The organism is Paraburkholderia sp. Clong3 (assembly GCF_050436485.1).
Taxonomy (GTDB): Bacteria; Pseudomonadota; Gammaproteobacteria; order Burkholderiales; family Burkholderiaceae; genus Paraburkholderia; species Paraburkholderia tuberum.
On record NZ_JBNDMH010000001.1, the window covers coordinates 799,588 to 818,969 of the forward strand.

The 19,382-nt window shown below is 61.2% G+C and carries 20 protein-coding genes and 2 pseudogenes; 12 read left to right on the top strand and 10 right to left on the bottom strand.

All coding sequences use genetic code 11. The annotated features are described in order from the left end of the window. Positions 1-48: 48 nt before the first annotated feature. From OKW30_RS03775 to OKW30_RS03785, 3 genes are all read left to right on the top strand, one after another. Complete coding sequence (locus tag OKW30_RS03775; RefSeq protein WP_429346012.1) at positions 49-444, top strand: hypothetical protein; 396 nt, start codon at positions 49-51, stop codon at positions 442-444. A 39-nt stretch (positions 445-483) separates the two neighbouring features. Then, on the top strand, positions 484-1,158 hold the full coding sequence (locus tag OKW30_RS03780; protein ID WP_429346013.1) for a hypothetical protein: 675 nt from the start codon (positions 484-486) through the stop codon (positions 1,156-1,158). A gap of 662 nt (positions 1,159-1,820) precedes the next feature. Next, positions 1,821-2,864 carry a hypothetical protein gene (locus tag OKW30_RS03785; protein WP_429346014.1) on the top strand — a complete coding sequence of 348 codons (1,044 nt, stop codon included), beginning with the start codon at positions 1,821-1,823 and terminating at the stop codon, positions 2,862-2,864. Here OKW30_RS03785 and OKW30_RS03790 read toward each other — a convergent pair. Continuing rightward, positions 2,861-3,013, bottom strand: a complete 153-nt coding sequence (locus OKW30_RS03790; protein ID WP_429346015.1) for a hypothetical protein — start codon at positions 3,011-3,013, stop codon at positions 2,861-2,863. The two genes, OKW30_RS03785 and OKW30_RS03790, sit on opposite strands and share 4 nt — an antisense overlap. A gap of 87 nt (positions 3,014-3,100) precedes the next feature. Continuing rightward, positions 3,101-4,060, bottom strand: a complete 960-nt coding sequence (locus OKW30_RS03795) for an MBL fold metallo-hydrolase (protein WP_184058923.1) — start codon at positions 4,058-4,060, stop codon at positions 3,101-3,103. 205 nt (positions 4,061-4,265) lie between these two features. On the opposite strand from OKW30_RS03795, the gene OKW30_RS03800 reads away from it, so the two are divergent. Both OKW30_RS03800 and OKW30_RS03805 read left to right on the top strand, forming a co-directional pair. Then, positions 4,266-5,069 carry an IclR family transcriptional regulator gene (locus tag OKW30_RS03800; RefSeq protein ID WP_429346016.1) on the top strand — a complete coding sequence of 268 codons (804 nt, stop codon included), beginning with the start codon at positions 4,266-4,268 and terminating at the stop codon, positions 5,067-5,069. Between the two features lie 5 nt (positions 5,070-5,074). Then, positions 5,075-5,929: an IclR family transcriptional regulator gene (locus tag OKW30_RS03805; protein WP_184073859.1), complete on the top strand. Its 855-nt coding sequence runs from the start codon at positions 5,075-5,077 to the stop codon at positions 5,927-5,929. Between the two features lie 10 nt (positions 5,930-5,939). On the opposite strand, the gene OKW30_RS03810 is transcribed toward OKW30_RS03805, so the two are convergent. Together OKW30_RS03810 and OKW30_RS03815 are read right to left on the bottom strand one after the other, a co-directional pair. Next, entirely contained in the window at positions 5,940-6,131 is a 192-nt protein-coding gene (locus OKW30_RS03810; protein WP_013094246.1) for a DUF2783 domain-containing protein, read from the bottom strand. A gap of 5 nt (positions 6,132-6,136) precedes the next feature. Next, positions 6,137-7,822 carry an FAD-dependent oxidoreductase gene (locus tag OKW30_RS03815; protein ID WP_429346017.1) on the bottom strand — a complete coding sequence of 562 codons (1,686 nt, stop codon included), beginning with the start codon at positions 7,820-7,822 and terminating at the stop codon, positions 6,137-6,139. A 350-nt stretch (positions 7,823-8,172) separates the two neighbouring features. On the opposite strand from OKW30_RS03815, the gene OKW30_RS03820 reads away from it, so the two are divergent. Further along, positions 8,173-9,327 (top strand): virginiamycin B lyase family protein, encoded by a 1,155-nt coding sequence (locus OKW30_RS03820; RefSeq protein WP_429346018.1) that lies wholly within the window; start codon positions 8,173-8,175, stop codon positions 9,325-9,327. A 73-nt stretch (positions 9,328-9,400) separates the two neighbouring features. On the opposite strand, the gene OKW30_RS03825 is transcribed toward OKW30_RS03820, so the two are convergent. Together OKW30_RS03825 and OKW30_RS03830 are read right to left on the bottom strand one after the other, a co-directional pair. After that, complete coding sequence (locus tag OKW30_RS03825; protein ID WP_184073894.1) at positions 9,401-9,820, bottom strand: DUF1810 domain-containing protein; 420 nt, start codon at positions 9,818-9,820, stop codon at positions 9,401-9,403. Positions 9,821-10,018: 198 nt separating this feature from the next. Continuing rightward, positions 10,019-10,795, bottom strand: a pseudogene (locus OKW30_RS03830) (NnrS family protein); the annotation flags it as partial. A 208-nt stretch (positions 10,796-11,003) separates the two neighbouring features. On the opposite strand from OKW30_RS03830, the gene OKW30_RS03835 reads away from it, so the two are divergent. Next, positions 11,004-11,474 carry a ribonuclease gene (locus OKW30_RS03835; protein ID WP_184039907.1) on the top strand — a complete coding sequence of 157 codons (471 nt, stop codon included), beginning with the start codon at positions 11,004-11,006 and terminating at the stop codon, positions 11,472-11,474. A 473-nt stretch (positions 11,475-11,947) separates the two neighbouring features. Beyond that, positions 11,948-13,294, top strand: coding sequence for an NAD(P)/FAD-dependent oxidoreductase (locus tag OKW30_RS03840; protein WP_429346019.1), 1,347 nt, complete (start codon positions 11,948-11,950; stop codon positions 13,292-13,294). 101 nt (positions 13,295-13,395) lie between these two features. Here the strand turns inward: OKW30_RS03840 and OKW30_RS03845 are convergent, their stop codons facing one another. Both OKW30_RS03845 and OKW30_RS03850 read right to left on the bottom strand, forming a co-directional pair. Continuing rightward, the gene (locus tag OKW30_RS03845; RefSeq protein WP_429346020.1) at positions 13,396-13,644 is read right to left on the bottom strand and encodes a hypothetical protein; all 249 of its coding nucleotides are present in this window, start codon (positions 13,642-13,644) and stop codon (positions 13,396-13,398) included. 2 nt (positions 13,645-13,646) lie between these two features. After that, positions 13,647-14,237 (bottom strand): LysE family translocator, encoded by a 591-nt coding sequence (locus tag OKW30_RS03850; RefSeq protein ID WP_090811625.1) that lies wholly within the window; start codon positions 14,235-14,237, stop codon positions 13,647-13,649. Positions 14,238-14,337: 100 nt separating this feature from the next. Between OKW30_RS03850 and OKW30_RS03855 the strand changes: the two genes are divergently transcribed. Beyond that, complete coding sequence (locus OKW30_RS03855; RefSeq protein ID WP_429346021.1) at positions 14,338-15,228, top strand: LysR substrate-binding domain-containing protein; 891 nt, start codon at positions 14,338-14,340, stop codon at positions 15,226-15,228. Positions 15,229-15,315: 87 nt separating this feature from the next. Here OKW30_RS03855 and OKW30_RS03860 read toward each other — a convergent pair whose 3' ends face one another. Then, complete coding sequence (locus tag OKW30_RS03860) at positions 15,316-16,206, bottom strand: LysR family transcriptional regulator (RefSeq protein WP_184073855.1); 891 nt, start codon at positions 16,204-16,206, stop codon at positions 15,316-15,318. 121 nt (positions 16,207-16,327) lie between these two features. On the opposite strand from OKW30_RS03860, the gene OKW30_RS03865 reads away from it, so the two are divergent. Further along, the gene (locus OKW30_RS03865) at positions 16,328-17,068 is read left to right on the top strand and encodes an SDR family NAD(P)-dependent oxidoreductase (RefSeq protein WP_184073854.1); all 741 of its coding nucleotides are present in this window, start codon (positions 16,328-16,330) and stop codon (positions 17,066-17,068) included. A gap of 27 nt (positions 17,069-17,095) precedes the next feature. Here OKW30_RS03865 and OKW30_RS03870 read toward each other — a convergent pair whose 3' ends face one another. Next, positions 17,096-17,854 (bottom strand): SDR family oxidoreductase, encoded by a 759-nt coding sequence (locus OKW30_RS03870; RefSeq protein ID WP_429346022.1) that lies wholly within the window; start codon positions 17,852-17,854, stop codon positions 17,096-17,098. Between the two features lie 99 nt (positions 17,855-17,953). Between OKW30_RS03870 and OKW30_RS03875 the strand changes: the two genes are divergently transcribed. Together OKW30_RS03875 and OKW30_RS03880 are read left to right on the top strand one after the other, a co-directional pair. Continuing rightward, entirely contained in the window at positions 17,954-18,868 is a 915-nt protein-coding gene (locus tag OKW30_RS03875) for an AraC family transcriptional regulator (RefSeq protein ID WP_429346023.1), read from the top strand. Positions 18,869-18,876: 8 nt separating this feature from the next. Then, positions 18,877-19,308, top strand: a pseudogene (locus tag OKW30_RS03880) (glycine cleavage T C-terminal barrel domain-containing protein); the annotation flags it as partial. Positions 19,309-19,382: the final 74 nt, after the last annotated feature.

Genomic DNA, 19,382 nt, shown 5'->3' on the forward strand with positions numbered 1-19,382 from the left:
AGTCCGGATCGACTCTGTCATCCGCGTTTTTGCGACGAAATTCGAGGGGTGGTTAAGATTATGTTGTTCATTCGACGCGTCTTTGCAACATTGATGGGACTTCTTGCTTTTTCATTTTTCTGGGTGGCGTTGGTCATCGCTTTGCCTGTCTTGAAGTTTACGATCAGGGACTTGCTAGCGTTTGCCGTAGTCATATGCCTTGGCACTCTGGGGGGGCGAACGGCAATCTGGTTATGGCGCCGCGAACCATTATCGGAGAATGGCGCAAGGCGTGCCGAAGTAGTAACTTTTCTCGTGGCCGCCATAGGGGTATTTGCCGGAGCTAGATTTGAATCCATGCTATCCCCCATCGGTAAGGATGCCGCCCATATTGGGTACCTGCTTTCGCTCCTCGTGATCTATGTTGCGGTTCGCCATTTCGCGCGTTCATCTAAAGTAGCCTGACGCGCGAGTAACAACCGGCGAAACATTGGCGCGATCTCGATGGATGCCATCGCCTCGACGGTTGGCAATCTGGTCGTCGATCAGATGCAGGCGGGGTCTGTCGGGAAAACGGACTACACGCAGCAGGCGATTGATGCCGTGACCGGGCAGATCCTGCCGGGTGGACTGGGTGGCGTCGGCAGCGGGTTCGTCGCGCCGGAGACGACGTACAGCAGTGGTACCGCACTGTTCGGTGTGTATGGCGGGCTCATTGACAGCAGCCAGACGCTGTACAGCGGTGCTGCCGCACTCTTCGGGCCGTCCTCTGGGCTGGCAACCTCACAAATCGATCCGCGTCCTGCAGTGCTGGACGATAACGGCATAGTCCCAAGCGAAGTGAGACTTGGTATCGGTGTCGGATTGGGTGCTCACGGATATCTGAAAGCGGCAGGCTCTTCCGCGCAAGGCTTTTCTGTCGATTTCATTTCCAAGGGAGATAGCAATCTCCAAGTCGGCGATTATCGGATCGGCGCGTCACTGGGCGCCAACGCAGTAGTTGGCCCTGCGTCGTTTCAGTTGGGTTCGGCGGGGATCGGCGGCTATTCCAACATCATGCAAACGCCGAAAGCCGGCACGTACGCGTACTTCAAGAATGGCACGGCCCTCACTCCCTCGCTTGGACTGGGCCTTGAATTCAAGGGAAATATCATTGAATTTGATTACAAATGGAGATGAGTCAGTGAGATCCGATCTGCAACGCGTTCACCGATTTAATATGATCAGATGGACTTTGATTCTTGGTATCGCGATATGGCTAGGACTGATGGTTCTCCTGAAATTCTATGGAGCGGGACACTATGACTCACTTGCGGTGTACATGTTTTTTCCAGGGATACTCGGAATGGTGCTCGTAGCAATCCAATACAAGTGTCCATTCTGTAAAACGATTCCACGGGGGCGTTTCATCCGGTTTATCGATCTCAACCCGAGAGCCTGTGCAAAATGTGGTCGCTCGCTCAGAGTAAAAGGATGCGAAAACAAGAGCTGAATAGTGTTCTTTGGGCCATTTGCGGTGTCGAGCTCTTACGCACTGGGCGATATCGGGGGCGGACAGCACGATGCACGTATGGGCTGGCTCAACGAAAAATTTGCGAAAAAGACGTATTGCGGTATTGATCTTCGGATCGGACACCGCACAATCCGGCCGAGGATGGCTTTATCTGTGAAGAATACCAGGTGGGTTTGTCGTTTCCTCGGGCGTAGGCATTAGCCCGGCCTGCGTTCGGGTACCGGTGGTTTCTCGAAGGTTGTTTCCTCTATCACTAGCTTCACGGGCAGCAGCTCGCGCAGCCGATCGAGCTTGAATTTGTAATATAAATCAAAGAAAAGGGAGTATCTTGAAGAAAATCCGTGCTGTCGCAATGCTTGCGAGTCTCGTTGTTCTTACCGGGTGTGCTCGCCCGCCGCTCACCCAGTCTGTGGAGCACGATGTTCTGACAACCATGCAACCCGTCGAAGTTCGGGTGGGTATCGCGCAACCAGAGTTGTATGCGGCGTTCGTCCCGTCGACCACGGGCTTGGCTGCGGCCGCGACCTGTGGGGTGATTCCCGGCATTGGCATTCTACTGGCCGCTGCCTGTGGCGGTGCTCTCGGCGCGGTGGACGCAGGTATCAATGCTTCGCGTGCTAAGAGCGCTGAGGAAACGATCCATCCTCTAAAGGACCAACTGGTCGAGCTAATTTTCGACCAGCAGATGCGCGAATCGATATTGAATGCGCTTCGAGAAGCGCCGGAGATGCAAGTCGAGCGCGTTGAAGTGACTAAGGATGTAAAGGACCAAGCCTATAATGAATTGTTCATCGCCTCGCAGTCAGGCTCTGTGATGTTCGTGACTGTTGACTATCACCTATCGCCTGATTTTTCCACATTTGAGCTTTCGACACGCAGTCTGCTGTTTCCGCGTAGCTCCAAGGCTCGCGCCGCGGCCAGACTGCAGCCAATCGTTCAAGCGACGGCACCCGACAACGGACTAGCGGTTGCCCCGAAGAACTCAGTGTACCGGGCCAGTATCACGTACCGCGCCAAGCTAGTGACCTCTGGCAAAGATTCGACACAGAACGTCGCGATATGGAATGACAACAATGGCCGTCTGCTGCGAGCAAGCATGCATGATGGTATTGCGCAGATGGGCCGTTTGGTGGCCGAGAGCCTGCAGCGCAAGTATGAGATCAACGGAAACGACACTCAGGTCAAGGACGATAACGGCATTGCCGCGAGTCAAGTATCGATGGGGAACACAGGGTCGCTGCTGCGCTATCCTGATGGGTCCCTGCAATTTAACGCCAACCTTGAGGTAGCGCTGGCGAACTTCGACGTAGTGCGACAAGCGGCGAGTGTATCTGAGGCATCGGCGCAAGCGGCTACTCCCAATGCGGATTAGAGGTCACGGTAGGTGTTGCGCACTTCGTATCCATTGCATTTTCGAAAGAGAAACGGCACGACGCGCCACGCGACCTTCTTGAACATCGAATCGTCACTCGCGACGGGCGCGGCGCAGCCGATCGCGTTGCCATCGAGGGAATGCTGCATGTCGCGCTCCGCGTGCGGAGCGCGCCTTCATGGTCTAAACGGAAGTGAGGAAAGACCGAACGGCCTTTCCCCCAATGCACAGAACGATCAGTTCTGCAGCGCATCCCACATTTCCTTGTCGCGCTGCGCGGTCCAGATGCGCGGATGGCTGATGCCGCTCGCTTCGTCGTAGGCTCGCGACACGTCGAACGGCAGGCAATGCTCGTAGATGAAGACGTTGCCGAACTTCGGGTCCATGGACTTGCGCGTGAGCGCCATCGCGCCCTTCAGATCGAGCTTGTCCTTGAATGCGTCACGGCCCGCCTGCAACAGCATGGTGACGAAGTCTTTCGTGTAATCGAGGCCCTTGTTCACTTCCGCCGGCGACAGCAGCGCGGGGCCGCGACCCGGCACCAGCTTCTCCGCGTTCAGGGCGCGCAATGCTTCGAGCGTTGCCGGCCATTGTTCGAGTTGCGCGTCGCCGCAGTAGCAGGCCGCGTCGTACTCGACCAGGTCGCCGGAGAACAGCACCTTCTGCGACGGCAGCCAGACGACCGTGTCACCCTTCGTGTGGCCGGAGCCGAGATGCGCGATGCGCACTTCGAGCTTGCCGAGAAAGAGCGTCATTTCCTTTTCGAACACCAGCGTCGGCCACGTCAGACCGGGCACCGTTTCGACGCCTGCAAAAAGACGCGGGAAGCGTTCGATCTCCGACTTCATATCGGCTTCGCCGCGCTCGACGATCATTTCGTAGGTGCCGCGGCTGGCGATCACCTGCTGTGCCCCTTCCTTGAAGTACGCCGACGCACCCAGCACACGCACCGCGTGATAGTGCGACAGCACGACGTATTTGATCGGCTTGTCGGTGACGCTGCGGATCTTCGCGATCAGGTCTTGCGCCATGGCCGGCGTGGCGGTGGTGTCGACGATCAGCACGCCGTCGTCGCCGATGATCACGCCCGAGTTAGGGTCGCCCTCGGCCGTATACGCATACGCGTTTTCCGACAATTGGGTCCACGTGATCTTCTTCTCTTCCAGGTCGGCCTGGGATGCGAAAGCCTTCGCCATGTCTGTCTCCGTCTCACGACTCGTTGGGGGATGACTAATAGTCGTCGTCACAGTTATATTTGTCAATGACAAAATACCTTGTCATTCACTAAGCTAGGGTAAACTCCGTTGGTTGGTCGGCACGGTCCGATCGGATACCATCTAGGCCTTCCACGGGCGACACCGGACGGGTCGAATCTCCTTCGGGTCAAGGGCGGACAACACGATGGCTGATACGACAAGCGAAAAGAAACAGCGGGGGATTCAGAGCGTCGAGGTCGGCGGACGTCTGCTGCAGGCGCTGGCGCGACAGCGCGAACCGCTCGGGCTGACCGAACTGGCCGGCGAGGCGCAACTGTCGTCGGCGCAGGCGCATACCTATCTCGTGAGCCTGACGCGCCTCGGCCTCGTCAAGCGCGATGCCCTGACCGGCAACTACGAGCCGGGGCCGCTGTCGTTGCGGCTTGGCCTCATGCATATCGAACAGCAGCCGGTCTATCGCATCGCGGCTACCCACGCGGCTTCGCTCGCGGAGCGGATCGGTCTTAGCGTGGCGATCTGCGTGGCGGGCGTGCATGGCCCGACCATCGTCCGATACGAGCGCAGCGGTGCGCCGCTGCATGTCAATCTGCACATCGGCACGGTGATGTCGCTCGAAGCGACATCGACGGGCCGCGTATTCTGCGCGTTCTGCGCGCCCGAGCAGGTCGCGCAAATGGCGCGAAGCCAGGCGCATTCGGCGGACCCGACGCCGGCGCGCGGCCGCGCCGCCAAAGGGCCGACTAGCACGGAGTGGCGCAAACGCTTCGATGAGATCCGCGCGCGCGGCATCGAGCGAGGAATCGATGCGCCGAGTCCGGGCATCAGCAGTCTGAGCGTGCCGGTGTTCGATGGCGATCAACGGATGCAACTCGCGTTGACGGCGATCGGCTCGTCGGGCTCGATCGAAGTCGCGTGGGATGGTGTGGTCGCGCGTCAGTTGCTCGAAACTTCCCGACGTATCACCGAAGCGCTGGTCACACCCAGCTGAGAATCATGCAGATCGAAACCCCGGACGCGTCCGACGCGAACACGCCCCAACTCAACGACACGAAAGCTCAGCGCGGAATCAGCGCGCTCGACAACACAGGCGAACTCCTGCTGGCACTCGTTGCCGCCGGCCGTCCGCTGTCGCTGCGCGATCTGGCCGCGGCCGCCGATATGCCTGCCGCCAAGGCGTTTCCGCATCTGGTGAGTCTGCTCAAGGTCGGCTTGCTGAGCCGCGACGACGCCGGTCTTTTCAGTGCGGGACCGCTCGGCATGGAGCTCGGCCTGATCGCGTTGCAGCGCATGTCGCCGATTCGCGATGCCGAACCGGAGATCGTCACGCTTGCGGCGGAGTCCGGCATGAGCGTCGCGGTGGCGATTCTTGGACCTTTGGGTCCTACGGTAATCCGCTTCGAAGAATCGGCGAGACCACAACACGTGAGCCTGCGCGTGGGCACCGTGATGTCGCTCGTCAACACGGCGATAGGGCGCGTGTTCGCCGCGCATCTTGCGGACGACGTATTGGTCGGGCTGTTGTCGCAGGAATCGATCAGACTCGCGGGCGCGCCGGTGGCGGAAGTGCTCGTGGCGCCGAAAAAGGGCCCGCCGTCGTTGGCCCCGGCCTATCTGGCACGTCGTGCGAAGGTTGTGAGCGACGGCATCGATGACGCACTCGATGCGCCGGTGCCGGGCATCGGCGCGTTGGCCGCGCCCGTGTTCGATCATACGGGCAGCGTCAGTCTCGTGGTCGCGGTGATCGGTCCGTCGGGCGGCTTTGATTTCAGCACGCACGGCACGACCGCACAGAGGCTGCTCGCCACGACACGACGGCTGTCGTGGCGGTTCGGCTGGATCGGACGCTGAGCCTGGGTCGTCAATCCGCGCGCGCCAGCGCCAGCGCTTCGAGCAGCACGTCGGCATCGCCGATGTGGTTCGCGAGCAGCAGCACGAGCTTTGCGTTCATGAAATGGCTTTGCTCGTCGGTCAGTCCATTGTGCGCGTCGATGAGCTTTTCATAGAACGCATCGGGATCGGCCATATTCGTTTCGATGTTCAGCTTGGTCATGATGGTTATCCGTTGCAGGTTGCGCGATCCACGGCCTTGGCGACCGAGGCGGTGTCGAGGGCGCGCCAGCGCGCGCAGACGTGCTGGTCCGGACGCAGCAGATAAAAGGTGCCGGGCCGCGCATCGAAGCGATGCGTGACGATGCCTTCGACGTCCTCGATCACCGTGACGTGAGGCATCTCCGGCAGCGCGGTCGCGGCCGCGCCACGCGGCACGACGATCAACGAGTGAACCGGCACCGCGAGGCATGCGAGCGCGCGAAGCCGTTCGGCGCATTTCGTCAGGTCGTCTCCCGGGCCGCAGAATTGCACACCCGTGAAGCCGCCATGTCCGGTCTGATTCAGGAACCAGGCGTCTTCGCCAGCGAGCCTGACCGGCGCGTCGGTGCTGACCGCGCCGGGCACCATCGCACCGGTGACCGCGTCGGCGTCGGGCGTGTTCAGCGGCGAGTCGCGCAGCACCGCCGGCACCGACAGACGGCCGCTGTTGACGATGCGCCGCGCGAACGGACACTCTTTCGCGAGCTTAAGCGTGGCATCGCGGAACATCCGCGAAACCGCGCTTTTCGGCGTGATGAAGTCGGTGGCGCGCGATGAGTTCAGGATGTTTTCGTCCGCCGCATACTCGCGCTCGGATGCATAGGTATCGAGCAGCGCCGGCGGCGCGTCGCCGTTGACGACGAGCCGCAGCTTCCAGGCGAGATTGTCGGCATCCTGCACGCCGCTATTCGCGCCGCGCGCGCCGAACGGTGACACGCCATGCGCCGAATCGCCCGCGAACAGCACGCGGCCATGCCGGAAACTGTCCATCCGCAAACACGAAAACGTGTAGACGCTGACCCATTCGAGCTCGAACCCGGCATCGTCGCCGAGCAGCGCTTTCACGCGCGGAATCACTTTTTCAGGCTGTTTTTCGGCGACCGGATCGGCGTCCCAGCCGAGCTGGAAATCGATGCGCCAGACGTTGTCGGGCTGCCTGTGCAGCAGTACGGATTGATTGCGATGGAAGGGCGGATCGAACCAGAACCAGCGTTCGGTCGGAAACGGCGCCTTCATTTTCACATCCGCGATCAGGAAGCGGTCCTTGAAGGTCCGACCATGACTGTCGAGACCGAGCGCCTTGCGCACCGCGCTGCGCGCGCCGTCGGCGGCGACCACGTATTGCGCGCGCATCGGATAAATGCCGTCGGGCGTTTCGACCCGCAACTCGACGTGGTCGTCTTGCTGGGTCACACCGATCACGTTGCTTTTCCAGCGCATCTGCAGATTCGCGGTTCGCTTCGCCTCGTCTACCAGATAGCCCTCGACGTAGTACTGCTGCAGATTGATGAATGCCGGGCGCGCGTGGCCTGTCTCGGGCAGCAGGTTGAACGTATAGATCAGTTCATCCTGCAGGAACACCTTGCCGACGTTCCAGCTCACGCCTTTGTTGACCATCTGCTTGCCGCAGCCGAGCCGATCGAAAATTTCCAGCGTCCGCTTCGCAAAACAGATTGCGCGCGAACCGCTCGACAGCGTGTCGTCATTGTCGAGCAGCACGGTGCGAACGCCCTGCTGGGCCAGATCGATGGCCGCTGACAACCCGACCGGGCCAGCGCCGATCACCACGACCGGATAGGTGAGCGGTGCACCGGCATCGTGGTCGGCGGCTCGCTCGTAGTCGAACCGCATCGTTTGGTAGTCGATCTGCATGGCGTCTCCGGGTTCTGCGGGATGTCTTTTATTAATCTATAGCAAGCAGTATTGCTCCTTGCTAATATTAGCCATTCTATAAAGCTTTTTGAGCGATCGAATCTGTATTTACCCTGGTGCGGTTCCATTGCACGCAAACCCGGCAACGAATATCCCGGCGAATCGCACTTTCGACAACGTCGAGGAAGCGCACGCCGCGCTAGAGGAGCGTCGGCAGGCAGGGAAGACGGCGGTCGAGATCGGCTGAAGGCAGACGCGTAGCGCGCCGCCAAGCATTGAAACGTCGGGTTGACCTTGGCAAGTGGCATTCGTGATACGTTAGCTGGCACAAGCAGCGATGGAGACCACCCATGCTGATTCCTCTGCTGTTACTTGTGGGGCTTCTTTGGTGGATGTTCGCGATCCATCCGGGGCATGCGGCGCTCGAGCGACTTCGTGCGATGATGGAATTTGCCCGCTTGGACTTCAAACATTTTCCGAAGCTTGCCTCGCAATCGACTGCCCGGTCTGCGATTGCCCTGGCTCTTTACGCCATCGCTTGCGCGATCAGCACAGACAACCTTGGCCTCGCGCAGGCTCAAGCACAGCCGCCGTCGTTCGAGAGCTTCGCCGTCCCGGCCGGCAGCGCACCGCATGACGTCGCACCGGCGCATGACGGCACCGTCTGGTACACCGCGCAGGCGCGGGGAGCGGTCGGGCGGCTGGACCCGCGCAGCGGCAAAACCGACACGATCGCGCTCGGCGCCGGATCGGCGCCACATGGCGTGATCGTCGGCCCCGATCGTGCGGTGTGGGTCACTGACGGCGGCCAGAACGCAATCGTGCGTATCGATCCGAAGACGCTCGCCGTCACGCGTTTTCCGCTACCCAAGGACCGGCCGGACGCCAATCTGAATACCGCCGTGTTCGACAAACAGGGGCATCTGTGGTTTACGGGGCAAAGTGGTATCTACGGCGAACTCGATCCGCAGCGATCGCGCATGCGCGTCTTTGATGCCCCACGCGGCGCCGGGCCCTACGGTATCTGCGTGACCCGCTCCGGGGATCTGTATTTCGCTTCGCTGGCGGGAAATTACGTAGGTCGCATTGACCCGACCACGGGCGCGGCACAGGTCATCGAGCCACCAACGTCGAATCAGGGCGCACGCCGCGTCTGGGCCGATTCCAGGGGGCGCATCTGGGTCAGCGAGTGGAACGCCGGAAAAGTCGGCGTGTACGATCCTGGCACGCATCATTGGCGCGAATGGCGACTGCCCGGCAACGATCCGCACGCGTATGCAATATTCGTCGACGACCAGGACATCGTCTGGCTCAGCGAATGGAGCGCTAATGCGCTAGTGCGCTTCGATCCGCGTGCCGAGCGGTTCGACGTGTTGCCGCTGCCGCGTGACCACGCGAACGTGCGTCAGATGATGGGTCGTCCGGGCGAGGTCTGGCTGTCCGAATCCGGCACGGATCACCTGCTGCTCTTTCGATCCCGTGCAGCCGATGTGAGCGGGCAGTGATCACGCACTGCACCGGGAGCGGAATTGCGCGGTCCGCTGCGCCCCGCGTGCGCGGGACCGCTACCAAAATGGTCTAGAGCAGCTGGAGGGTCCGCGGATCGGCTTCTCCGCCGAAATACTTGCGTAAAGCTTCGACGAATACGTCGTTGTCGTTCGTGGCGCGCGCAAACAAGGTGACCGACGAGCGAAACTTCAGGTCATCCGGATACCCGAATATTTCCTCGACGGAGCGGTCGCTAACGAGGTTGACCAGGTGCGTCGTTTCGCGCAGCCGTGGGCCGAGTATCGGGTGGCGCAGATAGGCTTGCGCTTCGTCCAGCGACGAAAGCGCGAATCGCTGAGCCATTGCGCTGGTTCCGAGCCCCTCGATTTGAGGAAACACGAACCACATCCAGTGGCTTCGCTTACGTCCGTGCCTCAGTTCATCGCATACCTGGTCGTAGACCGGCTCTTGTGCATCGAGGAAGCGCTGAAGATCATAGGGATCGTCCATTTCGTACTCCGCTGCAGGTGTGGAAACCATCGTTAAACCACGATTCTCGAGCGCATGCAGGCACGGGTCTACGATGGATCTTCGCGCCGAACCGACCATGGAAGAGACTTAAGTAGCCTCACGAGCCTTGCTCGCTGCAACGGAGTCAGCCCTTGTGTAGCGCTCAGTTGCTGAACCCGTGCGCGCCAGTAGACACCTGAGCCGTAGCCCATGAATGGCCGCCGCCGCGGCGGCCGCAGCAACGATTGCTGCCCACGGCGCACCAAGCGCGTCCAGCAGAAACGCGAGCAGCGTCACCGGAATGACGGTCGCTTCGACGAATCGCCAGCGTCTCGCGCTAAAACCCGGAACGGCATTGGCAGTAAGCGACGGAATGATGCGCCCGCCGATGATCGTCACGAACAGAACGAGCATACCGACCGCGAGCCACGCACTGCGCAGCGCGCGGTCGCCGTGACCATGCGTTGCCCACACATGGAAGAGGGCATTGAGAAGCGCGAGCAATCCGACTGCGACCGGCAGAAAGACGTTGTGGCGATTCTTCGCCCGCAGGAGCACGCGCAGCAGAACAAGCGCAACCACGGGCAGAAACGCCACGTTCACGACGACGCCGACCGGACCCGAACCGCGCCACATCAAGATCCGGCCCACGAGCCAAAGAAGCAACAGTGCCGCGAGACCGGCGCCATGCGCGGGATTCGTGCCGGTCCACGCGCGAACCGCTGTCAGCAGAAATCCCGCGACGATCGCGGCGCCAAATCCAAAGATCATTTCGTGAACGTGCCACAGCTTTCCCGACATATAGGACGCGGAGTCCAGCAGCAACCACCCTGCCAGCGCGCCGAGCCAGAGCAGCATGGCAATCCTGCCGAACAGAGCACCGGCCAGATAGAAAGGCCTGAATCAGAGCGCCCACAGAGCGATGCGCGGCGATGTGTCGACTTGATCTGATTCGATCCTGATGGTCCGCTTCATGACTGCTCCAAACGGCAACTAGCTGTTGATTTATCTTATACGCAGGCCCTTTTCGCCGCATGCGACGAATGTTCGCGATAGGGGAAACGGCTGGATTCCGATCGCGCGCAGACTATTTCCGATCGAACGTTGATTCGCTCCGTCATTAGCGATACCTTTACGTCTATCCAGGTCGTCGGGTGCTGGTCAACGAAGGGAGAACCGTTTCGTGAAGAGAGCGTGGGCTGTCTCCTGCATCGTCGCATTGAGCGCGATCTTCGGCGGATGCGGCAAGCAGGGACCGCAAAGCGCCACTGAGGCATCGGGCGCATCCGCGAGCTCGGCGCCGGTTCAGCCAGCACAGGGTGCGAGCGATGCAACCGCTGCATCAGGCGCCCAAGGAACGGGCGCGCTGGTCACCGTCACCAAGGCGCAGTTGCCGGCGGAGGCGGCCGAAACTCTGCGACTGATCAAAGCGGGCGGCCCCTTCCCGTTTAGCGATGACGGCGTCTTGTTTCGTAACAGTGCGGCTTTGCTGCCGAAGCATCCGCGCGGTTACTACCACACCTATACGGTTCGCACACCAGGCGCGACGGATCGCGGGCAGCGTCGGATCGTATGTGGTGGGCCGCGCAAGCAAACCGGCGAGTGCTATTACACCGACGATTACTACGCCAGCTTCAAGCGCATTGGAGAATAAAGACGTCGTGCCATTGAGGCCCACAACGATGAGATACCTGCCGACAGCATCAATCCATCGACCAAAAGTGTGAACGTCGATGGCTTCATCCTGATCACCACAGATCTGGCGAAGAACGACCCCCAGCCGTCAGCGCGGCACCTACGATCATCCCTTTGACGACCACACCGAGTGGAAGGGCGCCGAACTGCGTTCAGCAGTACGTTGGAGCGCCTGGCCATCGCGGCGAGCCGACTGCGCCGAAGTGAAGTCGCGCGTCGGGTCTTGGGGCTCGTGCGTGTGAACCTGGAGGGGTTTCCAGACAGTGCGAGTACGCCGTTGAGGGCGAGGTCAGTAGGAGATCTCTCAATCAGAAAACCTGAAGGCAACCATCAGAACTATGAGATTTTCCTGCTGTCGGGCTTCTGCGATAGTTGTTCTCAACCATTGTGTTGGATTTCCGTACCGCGCGTCGTCGACCTGGGAGAATCTGCATGCATCGTTTTGTGATCGTGGGAGGAGGGGCGGGCGGCATCGAACTCGCAACGAGGCTAGGCGATCGTTATGGTGGTCGGCGAAGCGGGGCGCAACGTGCCTCCATTACGTTGATCGACCGCAACCCGACGCATATCTGGAAGCCCCTGTTGCACGAGGTCGCAGCGGGAAGTCTGGACCCATTCGCACAGGAACTGGCGTACGCCGCGCAAGCCCAGTGGCACGGCTTCCAGTTCATCCATGGCGAACTTGTCGGACTGGATCGTGGCTCGAGGCACGTCCTGCTTTCGCCACTGCTCGATGACGACGGAGCCGAACTGGTACCGCCGCGCCGAATCGGGTACGACTCGTTGATTCTTGCCATCGGTAGTACGACGCATTACTTCGGCGTGCCGGGCGCGGCGGAAAATTCTCTCGCGCTTGACAACGTCGCTCAAGCGGAACGCTTCAGAAAGCGCCTGATTGCAGCTTGCATTCGCGCCGAACAACAACGAGACGCCGGTGAGCGGAGTGCATGTGGAGTGCCCGTCGATCACGCGCCTCGTGTCCAGGTCGCGATCGTTGGCGGGGGCGCTACGGGCGTGGAATTGTCCGCCGAATTGCGCAATACGGCGAAGGTACTTTCATCATACGGCTTGCATCGGCTCGACCCCACACACGACGTCGGGATCGTGCTCATTGAAGCTGGGCCGCGGATTCTGCCGGCGTTGAAAGAACGCGTGTCCACCGCCGCTGCCGGACTGCTGGGCAAACTCAATGTCAAGTTGATGGTCGACGAGCGGGTCGCGGAGGTCGGGCCCGGACTCATCCGCACGAAAAACGGCAAGACGATACGTGCGGATCTCACGGTGTGGGCCGCGGGCATCAAGGCACCCGCGGTGCTTTCAACGCTCGATGGGCTGACCGTCAATCATCTGGGGCAACTCAGTGTGCGTCGCACGCTTCAAACGGATCTTGACGACCATATATTCGCATTCGGCGATTGCGCGGCCTGTCCATGGTTGGGTTTCGAGCGCAATGTTCCACCGCGCGCCCAGGCGGCTCATCAGCAGGCATCGTTTTTAGTCAAGGCACTTGCGCGACGCATCGAGGGGCAAAAGCTTCCGGAGTTTGCCTATCGCGATCTCGGCTCGCTAGTGTCGCTCGGGCACGCGAATGCGGTAGGGAGTCTGATGGGAGGTCTTATCGGCGGCAGCATGCTCGTGGACGGACTGCTTGCTCGCTTCATGTACTTGTCGCTGTATCGGATGCACGTTGCAGCGCTGCATGGCTATGCACGCATGATCGTCAATACCCTCGCGCATCGGCTCCGTCGAAGCACCGCGCCGCACGTCAAACTGCACTGAGCACCATTTCGCTTTGGATGGCGAAAGGGTCTGGCCGCCACAAGTCAATCAACCGGTTCTAAACCCTGGAAGACGGAGGGAACGCTATGAACAGCTCCGATCTATCGCCTTTGGATCGTCCTCTTCAACGGTGATTGCACGTTCCCCGTATGCTTTATCTGCACGGGCTCGATCAGCACGATCCAGCATTCGTCGTGCTCGTGGTCGTGCCACACGAGCTGCCCGCGCACTTTCGCGACCTTCACGTACTGATCGTTGACCTGTGCGACGACTTTCGGCGACCAATGATCCGACACATCGGCGAACGCGGCTTCAAGGTCGAACGATTCGGCGAACGGATGGGAAGACATGCTTATCTCCAGGTCGGAATGAGGGATGCGGCGAGCAGCACACCCATCGCGAGATTGAGAATGCGCCAGTGGCGCGGCGTCCGAAACAGCCGCGCGAATAGCACGCCGAGCGCACACCACAGCGCGAGCGACGCGCACGCAGTCACCCCGAACGCTGCACCGAGCAGCATCGCGAGGCGGTTCGGATTGTTTGCGAGCAGCGCGAACGACGCCGCCGCGCCAACCGTCATCGCCCAGCCTTTCGGGTTGAGCCAGAGCAGCAGGAAACCGTTGACGAGCGAAACCGGGCGCACGGGGCCATTGCTCGCGTTTGGCGGCCCGCTGCGCGCGATGCGCCACGCGAGCCACAGCAGATACGCGGAGCCGAGTGTCCTCACCGCCGTTTGCAGCGACGGCAGCGTGAGAAGCAGACCGCCAAGCCCGAGTGCGGCGAGCGCAGCGAGCAAGGCGAGGCCCATAGCGATGCCGAGCATCAGCGGTATCGAGCGTACGAAGCCGAAGCGTGCGCCTGAGGCGGCGGCGAGCGTGGTCGCGCCGCCGGGCGTCACGGTCGCGACGGCGACGAACAGCAGAAGCGGCAGAATCGAGGTCATCGGTGCACAATCGGATCATTGAATTCGCACTGTACGGATCGTCAAAGCAACGTGAAAGCTAATAATATTGATGCGGTACATTACGCCGCATAATGCATAGATGAGCCGAAATCTCGACCTCGATCTGATCCGCACCTTCGTTGCCGTCGCCGATAGCGGCAGCATGACGGTCGCCGCGAATCTGCTGCACATGACGCAAGGCGCCGTGAGCCAGCAGGTGAAGCGTCTCGAAGACGTACTGGATTGCCTTCTATTCGTGCGCAAGACGCGCAAGCTGGAGCTGTCGCGCCAAGGCGAGCAGTTTCTTGTGAATGCGCGCAAGCTGCTGCGGCTGAACGACGAAATCTGGGCCGACATGACCGGCCAGCCGTTGCGCGGCGCCCTGCGTGTGGGGGTGCCATACGATCTCGTGATGCGGCTCGGGCCGGCGCTGAAGGCATTCGCCGAGGCGCATCCGCACGTCGACATTTCGTTGGTGTGCGCGGCGTCGCCAGAGCTGAGCGAAGCGGTGAATAGCGGTCGCGTTGACGTGTCGTTGGCCGAATACGTCGCGAGCGAAGCCGAAGGCGAAGTGGTCCGCGTCGAGCCCTTGGTGTGGGTCAATGGGCGCGGCAGCGACGCGTGGCAGAAGCGGCCGTTGCCGCTGTCGATGGTGGACGAGCGTTGTGCGTTCCGACCGGTGGTGCTCGGCGCGCTCGCAGACGAGGGCATTGCGTGGCGCACGGTGTTCGAGAGCGGCAACATCGAGGCGACCGCTGCGACGGTACGCGCGGGCCTCGCGATCGCGACCTGGCTCGTCTCCACGGTGCCGGCCGATCTGGAAACGCTCACGCCTCAAGCAACCGGCTTGCCTGCGCTGCCTCCGTTCGCGATCTGCCTGCGATTGCCTGCAACGGTTCAGCCCGCGGCGCAGGAATTCGCGCGCCGCGTACGCGAATCGATGTCGAACGACGCAGGCACTCGACGCGCGCAGCTTGCGAACATTGCGTGACGGACGGCGTTTGAAGTGCGCGCCGGAATCGGCTGATTCAGACGCACGCAGTGCCGCCAGCCAGCTTTTAGTTCACGGACGTCGCTCCTACAAGCGCTGCGGCAGCGCAGCCGAAAAATACTCAGTCACCCTGCGCACGCGCGCAGGCACGAAACGACGCCTCGGCCAGATGATGCTTACATCACGGGCGTCGCGAATGAAGTCGTCTAGCACGGTCACAATGTCGGGATGCTTGAGTTCGTCGGCGAGCGAGAGCTTCGCGAAGAGGCCGATTCCCACGCCCGCGAGCACGGCCGATCGTATTGTCTCGACGCTATTCGACGACAGGTTGCCTCGCACCGGTACGCTGAATCGGCCTCGTGGCCCATGAAACGGCCAGTTTGCCGACTCCATCAGACCGCCGTAGAGCAGGCAGTTGTGATTGGCGAGTTCGGTAGGATCCTTCGGTACACCGTATTGCTCGAAATAGCGACGCGATCCGACGCAGACCAGCGGGGTGCTGGCAATCCGCTTCACGACCGAATCCGGATCGTTGACGGAGCCCACTCGAATCGCGAGATCGATTCGATCCTCGACCATATCGCGTACGAAATCCGACAACACGAGATCGACCCGCAGACCAGGATAGCGCGACAGCAGCTCGGGAATGAGCGGAACAACGTGCAGGCGACCGAACGTAGAGGCAGAGGCGATCCGGACAAGCCCCGAGACATCCAGCGTGCTGCTGGTCAGTTCGCTATCGGCCACCTCAATCTCGTCCAGCAACGGCTTGGTGCGTTCGTAGTATTTCTGCCCCTGATCCGTCAGGGTCACGCTGCGTGTGCTTCGGTTGAATAGCAGCACGCCCAGGCGCTTTTCCAGCGCGCCGATCGACTTACTGATCGCGGACTGTGACTCGCCGGTTCTACGCGCCGCGGCGGAAAAGCCACCCGCTTCAACGACGGCGAAGAAGGCGTTCAATTCGTGAAACCGATCCATTGTATTTCTCTCGTGCGATCTATTCTCTCGGTGAATGGATCTTATGATAAATCCGCCGATTATCATTCGCAGTGGCCGCAATTACGATGTCACTTCCATTCACCAACAGGCAGAAGCTTCAATGTCTACTCTCACAGGGAAGATCGCCGTGATTAGCGGCGGAACGACGGGTATCGGCCTGGCGATCGCCAGGCGATTCGTCGCCGAAGGTGCTCACGTCTTTATCTTCGGTCGGCGCCAAGGCCAGCTCGACGAGGCCGTCAAACTGCTCGGACCCAACGTTACCGCGCTTCAGGCCGACGCCGCGAATCTCGATGACCTCGACCGTGTCGCTGCGGCAGTCAGGGACGAAAAAGGTGTCGTCGACATCATCGTGTCGAACGCGGGCTTTACCGAGCAGGCTTCGATCGACACCATCACGCCCGAGCATTTCGACAAGGCATTCAACCTCATGGCGCGCGGCCCGGTATTTCTGGTGCAGAAGCTGCTGCCGATGATGACAGGTGGCGGGTCGATCATCCTGGTTTCGTCGGCCATGCACGTCATGGGCATCCCAGGTCATACCGCCTACGCGGCGACCAAGGCCGCGTTGCGTTCCTATGCCCGCACCTGGGCCGCCGAATTCAAGGATCGCGGCATTCGCGTCAACATGCTGAGCCCCGGTGTCACCGACACCCCGATTCTCGACTCCCAGTCGGCGACACGCGAGGATCTGGTGAGCATGTACAAGAGCATGGTCCCGATTGGTCGACTCGCCCGCGCCGAGGAGATGGCCAGCGCGGCGCTCTTTCTCGCCTCCGAACAGAGTTCCTATATGACGGGCGCGGATTTGATGAATGACGGCGGCATCGGCCAGGTCTGAGGCCCGAGGCTCTCACCTCCGCGATTTTTACTCGTGCGATTTAGCGGCCGCGTGGTACCACTCGACAGCGTCCTCGCCGGCGGGGATGTGGAACGGGCTCGATGAATCGGTCGCTGCGAGCCAAACCGCTTCGGCGACATCCGATGCGTGCGTGACGGCCGTTTCTTTCTGCCAGTTTGCGAAAATCTGCTCCACGAGCGCGCCGTACGGCTCGGCGAATCCGTCTTTCATACGTGCCTGCGCGTTCTCGCCGAAGCGGGTGGAAGGCGCGCGTCCCGGCAGCACGACACGCACGCGCACATTGAACTGCTCCAGTTCGAGCGCGAGCGATTCGCTGAACGCGTTGACCGCGGACTTGCTCGCGGTGTAGACCGACAGCAAATGCAGCGGTCTGCAGGTGACGGTCGACGTCACATTGATGATCACACCTTCGCGGCGCTCGCGGAACTGCGGCAACACGGCCTGCGCCATCGCAATGGTACCGAGCGTGTTGGTCTCGAAGATATCGCGCACGGTGTCCATCGGCGTTCCTTCGAGCGCGTTCAGAAAACCGATACCCGCATTGTTGACGAGCACGTCGATCCGACCGGCGGCCTCGATGACGGCGCGAATGCTTTGCGGGTCCCTCACGTCGAGGGCGAGAATCGAAAGACGATCGGAGCGCGGCAAGACGTCTTCGCGTGGCGCGCGCATCGTGGCGATAACGCGCCAGTCGCGATCCAGAAAATAACGCGCGATTTCGAGGCCAAAGCCGGACGAGCAACCGGTAATCAAGACGGTCTTCATGTCGAATCCTGAGGTTGGTGACAGTCCCAACACAATAAGTCCTGACCACCCGGACTCGCTACAATTGAGCGTCCAGGTTTCATTCGAAATCGTCCGATCATGATCGACCCGCTCGCCGAAATCGTCACATTGCTGAAGCCGACGCCCACGTTCTCGAAAGTGCTGAGCGGCGCCGGGCGCTGGCGCGCGAGCCGCACGGAAGTCGGCCAGCCGTTCTATTGCGTGGTGCTCGAAGGTTCCTTCCGTCTATCCGTCAATGGTTGCGAGCCGCTCATTCTTCAGGCCGATGACTTCGTGCTCGTGCCCGAAGTTTTTAGCTTCACGATGACGAGCATCAACCCGCCCGACGATGACGACGTCTCCGATATCGCGCCCGCGGCACTGCCCGACGGCAGCTTTCGTTTCGGCGATGCATCGGTCGCGCCAGAAGCCCAATGGCTTGCGGGCCTCTGCGAGTTCGGTTCGCCGGATGCGGCCTTGCTTGTCTCGCTCTTGCCCAAGCTCGCGCACGTGCGCGGTGAACCCAGGCTGGCGACGCTCGTCAAGCTCGTGAGGGAAGAATCGCGCGCGCAGCGGCCCGCGCGCGAGGTCGTGCTGGCGCGACTGCTCGAGGTGCTCTTCATTGAAGCGTTGCGAGCCACGGGGACGGGGGCGTCGCCCGGACTCGTCCGCGGCCTCGCCGACGCCCGTCTCGCGCTCGCCATCCGTCATATGCACGAGAGTCCGCACAAGCCCTGGACGATCGCACAACTCGCAAAAACCGCCGCGCTTTCACGGTCCTCTTTCTTCGATCGATTCAGCCGCGCAGTCGGCGTGGCACCGATGGAGTATCTGTTGTCGTGGCGCATGGCCGTCGCCAGGAGCCTGCTGCGCCGGAACGAAGTCAGCATCGCGGTGATCGCGGAGCGTGTCGGTTACGGCTCGGCGAGCGCATTCAGCGTCGCGTTCACGCGTCATGTCGGGCTGCCGCCCACGCAGTATGCTCGAGACGCAGCGAATGTCGTCGCTCGATAGCGTCATAAAAAGGCTATCGGGCCTGGGGCCGCGAGCTTTCGCCGGATTGCAATCCGTTCGAGGCAGGCCTGGCGTTCGCCTGCAAGCTCGACCAGGACATCGCCTTCCGCGGTCGCGACGCCCTTCTGCGTCTGCGCGAGGCGCCGCTGCGCCGGCGTCTCGTTACCCTGACGCTCGACGGCGCCGCACATCTGACGCTATGGGGTGGCGAAGCAATCTTGCGCGACGGCAAGCCAGTAGGGGCGGTAACCTCAGCCGCGTTTGGGCATACATTGCGATGTCCGGTTGCAATGGGTTTCGTGAACCGTGCCGATGGTGCCGCCGATGCCGGGTGGCTCACGCAAGGCCGCTATACGATCGACGTGGCGGGCGAACAGGTGAGGGCAACCGTGCATCTTAGGGCGCCGTACGATCCGCGATCGGAACGCGTGAAGGGCTAAATGCAGCGAGCTGAGGCGCGAACGACCCCAAAATCAGGTTTTCGCCCAACAGTCGCGCGTTGCGCCTTCGTGGA